Source organism: Vagococcus sp. (assembly GCF_036639995.1).
Lineage (GTDB): Bacteria > Bacillota > Bacilli > Lactobacillales > Vagococcaceae > Vagococcus.
In genome coordinates this window covers 14,137-28,109 of the sequence record NZ_JAVWHO010000031.1, presented here as the reverse complement: position 1 = coordinate 28,109, position 13,973 = coordinate 14,137, and the positions used below count along the sequence as shown (strand labels likewise).

Here is a 13,973-nt window from a genome sequence, read left to right as displayed (position 1 = left end):
TTCAACTCTTTTTTAACTCTATTTTTATAAAGTAACACTTGGTTTGGCATTCAATGACCAATCAGCAAAATGTCCTTTTTTTGCCTCAATAAAAGCTGCTGCCCCAATCATTGCTGCATTATCTCCGCAAAGATTTAATGGCGGAACGATAAAGCTAACATCTGATAACTCGTTAGTAACAGCCTCGTCAAACGCTGCTCTTAATCCCTTGTTAGCTGCCACACCGCCAGCCATTATTAACTGTTTCACTTCATATTCCTGGCAAGCTTTGATTGTTTTAGTTACTAAGACATCAATTACACTTTGCTGGAAGCTCCTAGCAAGATTATGACGATCTAGAGTTTCATCTCTTTGATTGGCATTGTGCACTAAATTAATCACTGAACTTTTCAGACCACTAAAACTAAAATCATAATTATCTTCTTTCATCATTGCACGAGGAAAGTTATACGTGTCTTCTCCCAAATGACTCATCTCATCAATTTCTTTACCACTTGGATAACTAAGTCCAAGAATTCTACCTATTTTATCATAGGCTTCACCACATGCATCATCACGAGTTTCACCAATAATTTCATAACTACCGTGCTCTTTCATATAGACAAGTTCTGTGTGACCACCACTAACTAAAAGTGCCATGGCAGGAAATGTCATTTCAGAAACGAAGCGAGCAGCATAAATATGCCCACTCATATGATTAACAGGAATCAAGGGTAAATTATGAGCCCAAGCAAAACTTTTAGCTGCTGTTAAACCGATTAAAAGGGCCCCAACAAGTCCAGGTCCAAAAGTGACGGCAACAGCTCCTAAATCATCCACCTTTACTTCTGCTCTTTCTAAAGCTTCTTCCATACAGCCTATAATTTGCTCTACATGGTGTCTACTGGCAACTTCTGGCACAACACCACCGAATCGCTTATGACTGTTTATTTGAGAAGCAACCACATTAGATAAAATGTGAATACCTTCTTCAACAACTGCAACACTTGTCTCATCACAACTGCTCTCAATTGCTAAAATTAATTTTCTGTTTTTTTCTTTAAATATATCCATTTTGACCACTTCCTATATTGATAACTTAAACATTAAACCATCTTCTTTTGGGTGTTGATAATAGTTTTTTCGTCTTCCAATTTCCTGAAAACCAAAAAATCGATAAAATTTCTGTGCGGCTAAGTTGCTCTCTCTTACCTCTAAAAAAATATCTTTTACTTCGTTTTTTTCTAATTCACATAACACTTCGTTTAATAAAGATTTGCCATAACCTCTTCGTTTAAACCAATTATCAACAGCAATCAGTTCTATTTCAGCTTCATCTAAAACCGTGGATATAACGATAAAACTCACAACTTCTTTCTGTTCAATGGTCAAAAAAACTTGTTGATTCTTTGCACTAAACGAAGCTAAAAATTGTTCCTTATTCCAAGGAGAGGCTGTTTCAAAACTTGCCTTACTTATTTCAACACACTGTTGAGCTAACTTATCATCACTTAATAATACTTGGTCACGTTTCATTTAATTTCCTCTAATACATACACCATATCAATCGCATCTTCTTCATCTTCTTTATAATATTTTGGTTTAACTCCATTTTCAAAAAAGCCAAACTTTTTATATAAAGTAATTGCTTGGACATTGGATTTTTTCACTTCTAAACTAAGAGTTAAACAGTCTTTACTTAATGCAAATTTTTCTGCTTGTTCAAGTAATTGTTTGCCAAATCCTTGATTTTGACAATCTGGTAAAACTGCAATATTAGTAATATGAGCATCAGACCCTTCTACTCGAACTCCCACAAAGCCAACTGTTTTGTTCCTATCTAGTACTTTTAAATACAAACCATTTTGTTTTTTTGTTAACTCTATCCAAAAAATGGTGTTACTCCATGGCGATTTGCCATAGACTTTTTTTAGAATTGTCTGAAGAACATAAATGTCTGTGACTTTAGCAGATTCAAATGCAACACGCTCATCTTCCATTTTTATTTGCCTGTTATTAACATCTACTTGAGATTTAAAGATGCTAAACCCTTTCCACATAGTTAGAAACCTCATTTGGACCATGCGTCTCTAACCATTTTTCTTCTGCTTCAACTCGTTTTAAATAATCTGGAATAAATCCTTCTATATCTTCCACTTTAACACTCTGATTTTCCAATGTTAAAAAAGAAGTTGGGTTAATTTCATTGCTTATTTTATCTTTACTATAAGTAATCTTGCTTCCTTTTAAATCGGCTAAATGATCCGCAAACACACTTAAATCACTACCAATTAAAAAAACAGCTTCTTTTTGATTATTCAGTTGATTTAACCATGTTTCTAATGATGTATGATGGTCTTCAATAACTGTGACTAATCTTCCCTTTTGCCACTGATACGCTCCAGTATACACATTTTCTCTTCTGGCATTCATTATCGGAACAATTAAGCCATCAAACTTTTTTTTACTCTCTGCCATCAAAGCCAAACTTGATACGGCATATAAATCAATCCCTAGTGTCCAAGCAAGTGTTTTAGCTGTTGTGACACCAATTCGTAAACCAGTATAAGAACCTGGACCTTTAGCTACAATAATTTTGGTTAAATCTTTTGGCTGTTTATTATTTGAAGTCATCAAAAAATCAATCGCAGGCATTAACGTTACACTGTGATTTTTCTGAACGCTAGTAAAATAGCTACCTAGCAAGTTGTTATCTTCTCCTAAACACAAAGACATGCTTTGATTAGAAGTATCAATTCCTAAAATTGTCATTTACATCGACCCTTTTTGTTAGTATTCTGATACATTGTAGCATATAACAGGCACTTTCTTCCATGAATGTGCCAAGATAATTTCAGCAAAAAAAATGAACCTTTTTAAAAAGATTCATCCTTCATACTTATACGAACCATAAACGGTTTTCATTTCAAAACAAAGTCCGATTAAATGTTCATGATATGGAATAAACAAGCCTTGATGCATTAAGTCCTTTACTTCTTCTAAAGTAGCCCATTTCACATCCTGAACTTCTTCCTTTTGAAGCACCATTTGATTTATATCGACATCAGCTTCCACAAAATAATAGTCTTCAAAACCTTTAGAAAAGCCAACTGACATCTGAGGCAACATATCCTTAAAAGAGATATCTAATCCCAACTCTTCCCTTAACTCACGAGCAACAGCTTCTGAACTGGTCTCACCACTAATTACACTACCACTAGCTGTAATATCCCACATGTTGGGCCAAGTCTTCTTACAGCTTTGCCTTTGTTGAATAAGCAATTGGTTACTAGAGTTAAATACACAAACACCTATAACAATTCGGTACTCATTTTTCAACAATTCATCATCTGAAGTGACCGTTTTAGCTAATTTTTTTCGATCAACAGAATAAACGTCCCACTTTTCAAGCATTACAATCCATCCCTTATGATTTTTTTCTAGTATCTTTAATTTTTATTCTCTCAACAACTGTCTGTCTTGTTAATAAAATCGTAAAAATAACACCCTCAACATCAAATGAGAAGCCCTTTTCAATATCATTTGGATAAACACTTGTACAATACCCTCCAAGAGTCACATTGCCATTTGGGTCTTCCATGTCGTCTAAATCAAAATGATGTTTAATTTCCTCTAATTCAATCTTACCTTCAACTAAATACTCTTGATGACCAAGTGGTTGAATCATTTCCTTTTCAGTATCAAGCTCATCTTGAATGTCTCCAACAATCTCTTCAATAATATCCTCAATCGTAACGATACCAACTGTCCCACCGTACTCATCAACTACCATTGCAATATGCTTATGACTTTCTTGCATTTTTTTCAAGACATCTTTTACAACCATTGTTTCCATAACAATAATCGGTTTTGTTACTTCTTCTGCGATTAGTCGCTGATTATCAACATAAGATGATCTTACTAATTGTTGTAGAGTCACATATCCAATAATTTCGTCCTTTGATTCTTTTATAACAGGAAAACGACTATACCCAACATCTAATATTTTAGGAATGGCTTCTTCAATTGTTAAATCATAATCTAATACTTTCATATCTAAACGATTGGTCATAATTTCTTTTACTTGTCGTTCGTCAAACTCAAAAATATTGGATAAATACTTAAATTCTTCTTGATTAATTTCGCCCTTATCAAGACTATCTGCTGCAACTAAAATAATTTCTTCCTCAGAAAGCGTTTCTTCTGCTTCACCAATCATATGAATACCAAATGCTTTCCCAATTAAATTGGCTGAGTGATTCAACATTTTAATAAATAAGTACGTCATTTTATAAAAAATATGAAGAGGTTTCGCAATGGCTAAAACAACTTTTTCTGAGTTGGCAATACTATACGATTTGGGGAGTAACTCTCCCACAACAACTTCAACAAAAGTTACTAAAAAGTAAGATAAAATAAGTGAAATTGTTAATGATACGCTTTTACTTACTGGAAAATAATTAACCAAAGGCGTCACCAGTGTCCGTACAGTCTCTTCTCCTACCCCACCAATAATTAATGTGGTTAGCGTGATCCCTAATTGACATGCACTTAAATAATCATCCAAGTGATGAACTAGGTGAAGAGCTAACGTAGCGTTTTTTTCACCATTTGCTTCTAATTGTTCTAATTTAGATGATCTTACCTTCACAAGGGAAAATTCGGCTGCAACAAATAGCGCCGTTATGTAGATCATTATTCCAATTAATACTAATTTCATTCCTATCATTTAAACACCTCAAAAAATTTCCTACCCTTTATTCTAAAGGAAATCAGAAAAAAAACAAGCCTGTTACAAAACAAGCCTGCTTTCTAATTATAATGTATCAATAAAACGTAAAAAAGCTTTTTGACCATCTTGTGGTCTTCTAAAGATGGATTGTTTTTCCATGCTTTTAGTTACTTTTTCAATCGTTTCATCTGTTAATTCTTGATTTGATTTTAAATTAATTATTCCAAGTTGGTCAATTGGCCAAGCTTCTTCTGTTATCAAATTTTGATACGCAAGTGTTGGTTTAAATTCAGAAGAATTATCTTGTAAAATCATATCAACTATATAGTAATTATCTTCTTTTCGCATAACAGGAATCATCGAATGTAAATCTTTTCCATCCTCATCTTTAGCAATGATATCTAAAGAAGGGTACGAGTATTGTTGCCATTTTAACGTGATATATTCCATAGCGTTAATCAGATTTTTTTTCGAAGTTGTTTTTAAACGGATGACAGAAATCGGCCAATCAACAATTGACGCTTCTACCGTTACAAATCCTGGTATATCAAACATAAAGCTATTCTCAGCTAACGCTAAAGGTATTTTAGCATCTCCTCCATAAAGATGCCCATGAGGAGCTAGTCGAAGAACTTCAGGATTAACTGAAACAAAGTAATGAGGATAAATATCAACTAAGTTAAGCATGGTTTCTTGTAGTTGTCGATTCATCACTAATGGTTCATGGGTTTCGGGCGTATAGATACAATGCTCTTTTAATAACGGATTAGAGACATAATAAAATCCCCAGCTATCTCCTCGTAAATTCATTCGGATAATTCGCTTGTTAGCATTTTTTTCTATCCCGTAACCTTCACTTTCAAAACAATACGAACAGACAGATGACATCAATTCTTTTGATGTGTCTTGTTTTGCCTGAATAATAAAAGGTTGACGATTAATTTCCACTTCTTTTTTTAAAAGTGTGTTTTCATCAATCGAGTCATTCGTCAAATTCATTAGATAAAAATAATCAGTTGCTTCTTTTTCCGTGGCATCGTAATGCTGTGAAAATAATGCATTAACAACTGATGGTGGCGGTGTTAAAAGAGCCATTAGTTTAGCTTCTAACTCTTTAATACTCTTTAAATCATGACTATCAACTTTCTGATTTGATTTAGCTATCTCCATCAACTCGTTAAGTAAGTCTCTAGATGTTTTAGTCGACTCTTCAAGTGTTTCTGTCTCTTCGTCATCCGTAGGTCCAATAAGCGCTATAATTTGATTGTTTAGATACAACCGATCTAACTCCATCCAACCACCAGAAAGTAGCGCTATATTTATAAAATCATGAACTGTTTTATTTTGCATCATCAACAATACTCCTCAATATTAATAACCATTTGGGTGATTAACATGCCATTCCCAAGCAGTTTTAAAAATCGTTTCAATATCTGTATATTTGGGTTTCCAATTTAAGATGTTCTCTGCTTTTTGTGGTGATGCAACTAAAGTCCCTGGATCACCAGCACGTCTTTTAGCAACTACTGAAGGAATATCTTTTTTTGTTACAAGACGAGCTTGATCAATCATTTCTTTCACAGAAAAACCTTTGTTACTGCCTAAATTAAAAATATTACTTTCATTGCCCTTAGTTAAATAGTCAATAGCTAAAATATGTGCGTCACTTAAATCAACCACATGAACATAATCTCTGATACAGGTTCCATCAGGCGTGTTATAATCGTCACCAAAAACCGAGATTTGTTCTCTTTGACCAAGTGCAGTTTGTAAAATAATTGGCACTAAATGAGTTTCAGGATCATGATCTTCACCAATAGAAGCATCTAAACTAGCTCCTGCCACATTAAAATAACGAAGCGCAACAAACTTAATGCCATAAGCATCATCACACCAACGCATCATTTTTTCCATAATTAATTTGCTTTCACCATATGGGTTTTTAGGATTAGTGGGCGTTGTTTCAAGAATTGGCATTTCAGTGGGTTCTCCGTAAGTTGCCGCTGATGAAGAAAAGACAATTTGTTTAACACCTGTTTCCTTCATTACCTCTAATGTAATTTGCGTACCAAACACATTATTATTAAAATATTTCAAAGGATTTTCTACTGATTCACCTACTAAAGAACTTGCAGCAAAATGAACCACACTTGATATATCTTCTTTTGTGAATACTTTTAACATAAATTCTTTATCACGAATATCTCCTTCATAAAATCTGGCTTTTTCGTGGATGGCTTCTTTATGTCCTGTCAAAAGATTATCAATTACGATTACATCTTCGCCTTTTTCAATTAATGCTTGTACGGTATGAGATCCTATATAGCCGGCTCCACCTAATACTGCTATTGTCATAAAAATAAATCCTCCTTTAAAACTATAACGTAACTTTGTGACGTTCTTTTCTATTTTACACTAAAACAACTGATATGACTAGAAAGCTTAATAATAAAAAAAGAGACAGACGCTTAATGCCTGTCTCAACTAAATAAAATTCTTATTTTGTTAAACTTTCAGCTGCTTTTTCATCCACAATAACAATCACATTATCATGCTTTTGAAGCGCACTTGCGGGTACATTTTCAGTAATTGGGCCTTCAATTGTATTTAAAATAGCTTCTGCTTTTTTAGGGCCATAAGCTAATAAAATAATTTTTTTCGCTTGTAAAATTGATTTAATCCCCATTGAATATGCGTGTGTTGGAACATCCTCTTGTTTTTCAAAATTTCGGCTATTCGCTTTAATTGTTGATTCAGTCAACTCAACTTCTGATGTTGTTCCTTCAAATGGAGAATTAGGTTCATTAAAACCAATATGACCATTTTCCCCAATTCCTAAAATTTGAATATCAATTGGGTTATCCGCAATAATTTGATCGTAACGAGCACATTCTTTTTTACCATCTGCTGCCATGCCATCTGGTAAATAATTATTTTTAAATGGTTTCTCATTAAACAAATGTTTTTTCATAAAATAATGATAACTTTGATCATCTTCTGATTTCAATCCAACATATTCATCTAAATTCACTGAATTTAATGTTGAAAAATCTAAATCACTTGCTACTAATTCATTATATAACGTTTCAGGAGTACTTCCTGTTGCCAGTCCTAATGTTTTCACGTTTCCTGCAACCATTTCGTCTTTAATGATTTCAAATGCTTTTCTTCCACCCTCAACGTTGTCTTTTACTTTTATAATTTTCATAGCTACGCCTCCGAAATTTTGGTATAGTCCAATTATAACGCCTGATTTATTTAAACACAAGTGTTCCAAATTACTTTTTTCGATTATTTTTGAGTTGATAGTGTTTTGTACTTAATTTTTCAACAAAATAGCGGTCATGACTAATCATTATTAGCGTTCCTTTGAACATCTCTAATTGTTCTTCGAGCCATTCTCTTGTTAAAATATCCAAATGATTCGTTGGTTCATCTAATATCAGGCAATTAATTGGTTGATTCATCAAGCAAGCTAACTCCAAGCGAACTTTTTCACCACCACTTAGATTACCAACTTGTTTAAATACATTGTCTTGATTGAAATAAAAATAAGATAAAATTCTTCTTGCGTCTTCTTCCATCTCATCTACATCATTTCTAAAATACTCTAGAACCGTTTGTTTTGGTCTTTCATAAGTGATTACTTGCGATAGATATCCTATTTTAACACTTGGTCCCATTGTTATCTTCCCAGAATCTGCCACTTCTTTTCCTAGCACACACTTTAATAAGGTTGATTTTCCCGAACCATTGTCTCCAAGAATAGCCAATCGCTCTTGCCACCAAACACTAAAAGAGACATCTGAAAATATTTCTACACCATCATACGTTTTAGAAACGTTTTCTACTTTCAAGACTTCTTTTCCAGAACGTTTTTCTTCTAAAAAGCCTTGTTTTTCAGATATTCTTTTAGCTTTCTTAGGTTGATCAATTTTTTCCATTGTCTCTAATTGATTTTCAAGTCGCTTCGCCTTTTTAAAGTGCTTTTCATCATCACTAATAGCTCCCCAATGCCTGAACCTACGAATAGCATCCTCGACTTGTTTAATCTCTTTTTGTTGCAGTAGAAAATTCTTTTGTTGTTCTAATATTTCTTGTTCTCGCTGCTTTTTGTAAGCAGTATAATTTCCTTTATAACGAGCTATTTTTCTTTGATTAATGAATAAAACTGATGTCACTACTTGATCCAAAAAGTAACGGTCATGGGAAACAATAATAACCGTTTGTTTACTGTGTCTCAAATGATTTTCTAACCAGTTTAAACCAACGCTATCTAAATGATTGGTTGGCTCATCTAATAATAGAATATCATTATTTTCAAGCAAGCATCTGGCTAGTTTTGCTAATGTTTGCTCCCCACCACTTAAATCACCAATTGATTGATCTAAAAGATGACTAATTTTTAAACCTGTTGCAATACTCTTGATTGACTCCTCAACAGAATAACCATCTTTTTCAAGAAATTTTTCTTGCAACAAACCATATTGGGTCATTAATTTTTCTAACATATCACTTGAAGCCGTCATCATGTCCGTTTCAAGTGACGTCATTTTGACAAACAATTCTTTAATTTCCTTTTGGCCATTATAAATAAAATCAAAAACTGTTTCACTTGTTTTAACTAGGCTTTGCTGTTCTAAGTAACTGATTTTTTGATCTTTTGAAATAGACACACTGCCAGAATCAATTGTTTCATCCCCTGTTATCATTTTTAAAAGGGTCGATTTACCAGCTCCATTATCACCAATTAGAGCCATTTTTTCTCCATCATTGATTTGAATACTCACATCTTCTAATAATTTTTTCCCAAACATTGTTTTATTTACTTGATTTAATTGTAACATTATATCCTCTTTTCTCCATTCGAGGATAAACAAAAAAGGTCGCAGAAATATCCACGACCTTGTTATATAAAATTTCTTTAGAGTTTATCACTGAATGGTCGTTTTCATATTATTTTCATTAAATTTAGACACACTTATCCAATTTAGTGAAATTACGGAAATAATTGCACGACAAAGATACAAGAATTTTAGTTCTCTTTTGTTATATAAATTGTCCATGCTAACCATTGAGTGTTCACCCCTTTCTTAATTCTTCATAGTATATCATACTTTTTATTTAAATTAAAGTTTACTCAACTGTCACACTTTTAGCTAAGTTTCTTGGTTTATCAACGTCTAAATCGCGTTGTAAGCTTGCGTAATAAGCAAGAAGTTGCAATGGAATGACAGTAACTAATGGTGTCACCAATTGATGAACATGTGGTAAAACAATATCATCAGTTTCTTTTTCTAATCCTTCTAGTGCAACCACTAGCGTTTTAGCTCCACGTGACTCAACTTCTTTAATATTACCTCGAGTATGGCTTCCCATTTCTTCATTAGAAATAAGGGCCACAACCGGTGTACCATCTTCGATCAAAGCAATTGTTCCGTGTTTTAACTCACCTGCTGCAAATCCTTCTGCTTGAATATATGAAATCTCTTTTAATTTCAAAGCACCTTCTAAAGAAACCGCATAGTCTAAACCACGACCAATATAGAATGCATTTCTTGAATCAAGTAAGAATTTTTCGCTTAATGCAGCATAATGATCTTTATCAGCAACAAGAGATTCCATTGCAGATGCAACAATTCCTAGTTCATGTACCACATCTAATTCTTTTGCTTCTTGTTGACCTAATTTTTCACCTAAAGCTTTTGCTAAAAACAACATTACTGTTATTTGTGACGTATAAGCTTTTGTAGATGCAACAGCAATCTCTGGACCTGCATGTAATAATAATGTATAAGTTGCCTCACGTGATAAAGTAGAACCCTTCACATTTGTGATAGTTAATGTTGGCAAGTTTAATTCATTAATTTTCACTAACACTTGACGACTATCTGCTGTTTCACCACTTTGCGTTAAAAAGATGAAGAATGGGTTCTTAGAAAGAATTGGCATATCATAGCCCATCTCACTGGCTAAATGCACCTCAACTGGAATATTTGTCAGTTTTTCAATCATTTTTTGGCCGACTAATCCTGCATGCCAACTTGTCCCACAACCAACAATATAGATTCGGTCACTTTTGGCCATTTCTTCGATAATCTCTGAATCAATCGTACTTTCTCCATTTGGTGTCACATACTCTTGGACAAGCGTTCTCATGACAGCTGGTTGTTCGTCAATTTCTTTTAACATGTAATGAGGATACAATCCTTTTTCTGTGTCATTGGCATCAATTTCAGCCACATAAAAATCACGAGTTATTTCTTGATTGTCTTGATTTAAAATGACCATCTCATTAGCAGTTAAAACAATTTTTTCACCGTCCATAATTTCAACAAAACGGTCTGTTTCATTAATCATCGCCATAGCGTCACTACCAACTAAATTATAGCCATCTGCTAAACCAACTAGTAACGGACTTTTATTTTTTGCTAAGTAAATTTTGCTGTCATCTGTTACATCAATCAACGCTAAAGCATAAGAACCTTTCACTTCTTGAAGCATTTTTGTAAAAGCAGCTAATGTTGATAGACCTTGTTTAGAAAAATAATCAACTACTTCAACAATAATTTCACTGTCAGTATCTCCATTTAATTTAACATCAGAAAGATATGTTTCTCTTAACCATTCAAAGTTTTCAATAACGCCATTATGAACCAAGCCATAACGACCACTTTTTGATAAATGAGGATGGGCATTATTTTCTGTTGGTTCTCCGTGAGTTGCCCATCTTGTATGTCCGATTCCTGTTCCGTTATCTTCTCTATCTGACACTAAGGCTTCTAATTCAGCCACACGTCCTGCCGTTTTTGTAACGTACATTCCTTCTTCACTACTGATCATAATTCCAGCAGAATCATATCCTCTGTATTCTAATTTATGTAAACCATTTAATAATATATTTTTGGCATTTTTACTTCCTACTACTCCGACAATTCCACACATGCTAATTTCCAACTTTCATTCTAGTTTTCGATTGTTTCTGCTCTGCGTAATTAACCCTCTGTCAAAGATATCACTACCTTTTTTTATGATTAATTTATAGAATGCAGCTCCTAGAACCATCCGCCGAATAATTTCGATAAGTTCTTTCCTCGTCACCTGTCTAAGCAGGTCTGGCGCTTTTCCTTCTAAATTGGTACACTATCCCTCTCTTCAGACTTTTAACAGAAACAAGATTATCTTACTTTTAATTCAACCGATAGTCAATTAATTTCAATAAAAAAGTAATTAATCCGCCGAATTGGTATAGATAAGGTAAAATATACTTTATTAAATTGGTCTAAAAAAAACCATTAGACACAAATGATTCTTTCATGTCTAATGGTTTTACTTCATTTATTTTATTCTTCAACAAATTCTGCCAATCGAATTTCAGTTTTTTGTTCTTCAAACTCTAACGGTTCGCCTTCAATAATCTCTTTATTGCCTAATCGATTATCAAAATTCATATTTATATCGGGGCGCATTGACATTTCAACACTACGAACAAAAAACTGTTTACTTATTTTTTCAACCGTTGTTTCAACATCAATATCGTCTACATATAAAACCACATATTTCATTTTTTTAGAGACATAGTGAACATAACCAAAACGACGTAAATTTTTCAATTGTTTTAAACTATATACCCAGACAATTAATCCCCTTCTTGGAACTAACTCTAATGTATTGTTTTCAGATTCGTTAACTAACATGACAACTACCTCCACATCCTCTTTTTGCAAACTCAAAAAATGGATTTCCTGCATCTACCTTAATATCTTTTGAAATACTACTTGCTAAATCAAAGGTGACATAATCTAGCATATTTTGAAGTGACGTCTCATTATATTTAAATTCAGCAACCATCTCATTTGTATCAAGACGTCTTTTAGCTTTCCTAACGTCTCGTCTTTTCTCTTTATAATCAGGTGCATAATCTCCATATGCCTCAATTCTTTCAAAGGCTTCTTTCCGAGATAAAAAATGAGTGACTATTTCTCCCACTTCTTCATTATGATTCAACTCAGCATATGAATCAACATAAATCGATACCAATTGACTATCTAGTAGTTTTTCAGATAAGTCATCTACTAGATTTTCGATTTCTAATACATCATCATTATAAATCACTATCACTCACTACTTTCAACCGTTTTTTTCTTTTCTTCTTCTCTACCAAAAAAGGTCATTACTGATTGCTTTTCAAAAGTTAAACCAATCGTCGTATCCTTTTTATGCGTCAACTCCTCATGATAAAAACGGCTACCATACCAGTTAGTCATCATAAAAGGCACGTCAATGACAGGTCCATAAAAAATACCATGCGTCTCTTTATTTGTTAAATCAACACTCTTTAAGATTTTAGACATCTCTTTTTTATTTAGAATAAACGGTGCTGAATTAAATTGATTATCTGTAGTTGATTTAAAACTCTCTAATCGATCTGGCTCATCTATAAAAGTTTCAGGTTTTTCTTTCAGTTTACGTAAGGCATTTTTTGCGCCTACTTCAAGCTCGCTATCAGCTTGATAGCTTTTTTTATTTTCTTTTTCTCGAAGCAAGTTTAGAATCGTTGATAGTTGCTGTTGATTATCAAAGTTAACTTGTTCCCAATTAGGAACATTTGTTGCTAAAGATTGTTGTACCTTATTTTCTTGGTCCATTTGATAAGGCATAATACTTAAAAGCGTATGCTTATCTAAGTATCTGATAGCCATCAATTTTCCGTTACCTTGATTGATATGAAGCACAGCAAAAGTTCCATTATTAAAAGCCACTAAAGGACGATAATTCATGTCATCTTCTGTGAGTTCTACTTCATATTTTTCGTCACCATATTCAAAATTAAAATTTGAAAAAATCGTTGTAATTTCTGCCAAATCCACTAAATTCATGTCCATTGCAAATGGAGTCGAATCTAGCTCACTTCCTATGACAAAAATACTAGATACCACATGATTTTTCATTTCAACTTGGTAATAATCATTAAGTGAATCACCATAAACAAGCCACTCAGTTTTATAATAAGACTTCCACTTTTTCTTAGGATTTGGATGTTCCTTTAAGAATTCTGTTTCTGTTTTCCCAATAAAATTGGCCATGCCTGTTGTATTTAACTCATAATATGGAACTGATTTATGAGAAATTTTTACTTTTTCCACTGATAAATCATTTTTTTGCTTAGGTTGGTTGTGAGAAGAGATAACAGGTTTCAGATAAACAACACTCAACACGATAAATAAGCAGACAAAAAATTCAATAAATCGTTTCAAACCTT

General features: G+C 33.3%; 15 protein-coding genes. All 15 read right to left on the bottom strand.

Annotation, left to right across the window (positions count from 1 at the left end; genetic code table 11):
• Positions 1-24: 24 nt before the first annotated feature.
• The 15 genes from tsaD to RR554_RS08470 all read right to left on the bottom strand — a co-directional run bounded on the left by tsaD (position 25) and on the right by RR554_RS08470 (position 13,968).
• Positions 25-1,053 (bottom strand): tRNA (adenosine(37)-N6)-threonylcarbamoyltransferase complex transferase subunit TsaD, encoded by a 1,029-nt coding sequence (gene tsaD / locus RR554_RS08535; RefSeq protein WP_332463839.1) that lies wholly within the window; start codon positions 1,051-1,053, stop codon positions 25-27.
• Between the two features lie 12 nt (positions 1,054-1,065).
• A complete protein-coding gene (gene rimI, locus RR554_RS08530) occupies positions 1,066-1,515 on the bottom strand; it encodes a ribosomal protein S18-alanine N-acetyltransferase (RefSeq protein WP_332463838.1) in 450 nt (149 codons plus the stop codon).
• Positions 1,512-2,039 carry a ribosomal protein S18-alanine N-acetyltransferase gene (gene rimI, locus RR554_RS08525; RefSeq protein WP_332463837.1) on the bottom strand — a complete coding sequence of 176 codons (528 nt, stop codon included), beginning with the start codon at positions 2,037-2,039 and terminating at the stop codon, positions 1,512-1,514. The genes rimI (RR554_RS08530) and rimI (RR554_RS08525) overlap by 4 nt, the downstream gene beginning before the upstream one ends.
• Positions 2,023-2,751, bottom strand: coding sequence for a tRNA (adenosine(37)-N6)-threonylcarbamoyltransferase complex dimerization subunit type 1 TsaB (gene tsaB, locus RR554_RS08520; RefSeq protein WP_332467827.1), 729 nt, complete (start codon positions 2,749-2,751; stop codon positions 2,023-2,025). Before tsaB ends, rimI (RR554_RS08525) begins: the two co-directional genes overlap by 17 nt.
• 114 nt (positions 2,752-2,865) lie before the next feature.
• Positions 2,866-3,393: an NUDIX hydrolase gene (locus RR554_RS08515; protein WP_332463835.1), complete on the bottom strand. Its 528-nt coding sequence runs from the start codon at positions 3,391-3,393 to the stop codon at positions 2,866-2,868.
• A 13-nt stretch (positions 3,394-3,406) separates the two neighbouring features.
• Positions 3,407-4,708, bottom strand: coding sequence for a hemolysin family protein (locus tag RR554_RS08510; RefSeq protein WP_332463834.1), 1,302 nt, complete (start codon positions 4,706-4,708; stop codon positions 3,407-3,409).
• A gap of 87 nt (positions 4,709-4,795) precedes the next feature.
• Positions 4,796-6,064, bottom strand: coding sequence for a hypothetical protein (locus RR554_RS08505; protein ID WP_332463833.1), 1,269 nt, complete (start codon positions 6,062-6,064; stop codon positions 4,796-4,798).
• Between the two features lie 18 nt (positions 6,065-6,082).
• A complete protein-coding gene (gene galE / locus RR554_RS08500) occupies positions 6,083-7,066 on the bottom strand; it encodes a UDP-glucose 4-epimerase GalE (RefSeq protein WP_332463832.1) in 984 nt (327 codons plus the stop codon).
• Positions 7,067-7,208: 142 nt separating this feature from the next.
• Positions 7,209-7,919: a glucosamine-6-phosphate deaminase gene (locus RR554_RS08495; RefSeq protein ID WP_332463831.1), complete on the bottom strand. Its 711-nt coding sequence runs from the start codon at positions 7,917-7,919 to the stop codon at positions 7,209-7,211.
• A gap of 70 nt (positions 7,920-7,989) precedes the next feature.
• A complete protein-coding gene (abc-f, locus tag RR554_RS08490) occupies positions 7,990-9,558 on the bottom strand; it encodes a ribosomal protection-like ABC-F family protein (RefSeq protein WP_332467826.1) in 1,569 nt (522 codons plus the stop codon).
• Positions 9,559-9,645: 87 nt separating this feature from the next.
• Positions 9,646-9,777 (bottom strand): RAxF-45 family protein, encoded by a 132-nt coding sequence (locus tag RR554_RS12130; protein ID WP_443081330.1) that lies wholly within the window; start codon positions 9,775-9,777, stop codon positions 9,646-9,648.
• A gap of 70 nt (positions 9,778-9,847) precedes the next feature.
• Positions 9,848-11,656: a glutamine--fructose-6-phosphate transaminase (isomerizing) gene (glmS, locus tag RR554_RS08485; protein WP_332467825.1), complete on the bottom strand. Its 1,809-nt coding sequence runs from the start codon at positions 11,654-11,656 to the stop codon at positions 9,848-9,850.
• A gap of 398 nt (positions 11,657-12,054) precedes the next feature.
• Positions 12,055-12,408, bottom strand: a complete 354-nt coding sequence (locus RR554_RS08480; RefSeq protein WP_332463828.1) for a YlbG family protein — start codon at positions 12,406-12,408, stop codon at positions 12,055-12,057.
• Complete coding sequence (locus RR554_RS08475) at positions 12,398-12,826, bottom strand: YlbF family regulator (RefSeq protein WP_332463827.1); 429 nt, start codon at positions 12,824-12,826, stop codon at positions 12,398-12,400. Before RR554_RS08475 ends, RR554_RS08480 begins: the two co-directional genes overlap by 11 nt.
• Before the next feature lie 2 nt (positions 12,827-12,828).
• Complete coding sequence (locus RR554_RS08470) at positions 12,829-13,968, bottom strand: CAP-associated domain-containing protein (RefSeq protein ID WP_332467824.1); 1,140 nt, start codon at positions 13,966-13,968, stop codon at positions 12,829-12,831.
• Positions 13,969-13,973: the final 5 nt, after the last annotated feature.

Excerpts from the sequence above, each read along its gene's own strand:
- galE (WP_332463832.1), bottom strand. The coding sequence starts at position 7,066 with ATGACAATAGCAGTATTAGGTGGAGCCGGCTATATAGGATCTCATACC.
- tsaD (WP_332463839.1), bottom strand. The coding sequence starts at position 1,053 with ATGGATATATTTAAAGAAAAAAACAGAAAATTAATTTTAGCAATTGAG.
- RR554_RS08480 (WP_332463828.1), bottom strand. The coding sequence starts at position 12,408 with ATGTTAGTTAACGAATCTGAAAACAATACATTAGAGTTAGTTCCAAGA.
- RR554_RS08510 (WP_332463834.1), bottom strand. The coding sequence starts at position 4,708 with ATGATAGGAATGAAATTAGTATTAATTGGAATAATGATCTACATAACG.
- tsaB (WP_332467827.1), bottom strand. The coding sequence starts at position 2,751 with ATGACAATTTTAGGAATTGATACTTCTAATCAAAGCATGTCTTTGTGT.
- RR554_RS12130 (WP_443081330.1), bottom strand. The coding sequence starts at position 9,777 with ATGGACAATTTATATAACAAAAGAGAACTAAAATTCTTGTATCTTTGT.
- rimI (WP_332463837.1), bottom strand. The coding sequence starts at position 2,039 with ATGTGGAAAGGGTTTAGCATCTTTAAATCTCAAGTAGATGTTAATAAC.
- RR554_RS08515 (WP_332463835.1), bottom strand. The coding sequence starts at position 3,393 with ATGCTTGAAAAGTGGGACGTTTATTCTGTTGATCGAAAAAAATTAGCT.
- RR554_RS08495 (WP_332463831.1), bottom strand. The coding sequence starts at position 7,919 with ATGAAAATTATAAAAGTAAAAGACAACGTTGAGGGTGGAAGAAAAGCA.
- RR554_RS08505 (WP_332463833.1), bottom strand. The coding sequence starts at position 6,064 with ATGATGCAAAATAAAACAGTTCATGATTTTATAAATATAGCGCTACTT.
- rimI (WP_332463838.1), bottom strand. The coding sequence starts at position 1,515 with ATGAAACGTGACCAAGTATTATTAAGTGATGATAAGTTAGCTCAACAG.
- abc-f (WP_332467826.1), bottom strand. The coding sequence starts at position 9,558 with ATGTTACAATTAAATCAAGTAAATAAAACAATGTTTGGGAAAAAATTA.
- glmS (WP_332467825.1), bottom strand. The coding sequence starts at position 11,656 with ATGTGTGGAATTGTCGGAGTAGTAGGAAGTAAAAATGCCAAAAATATA.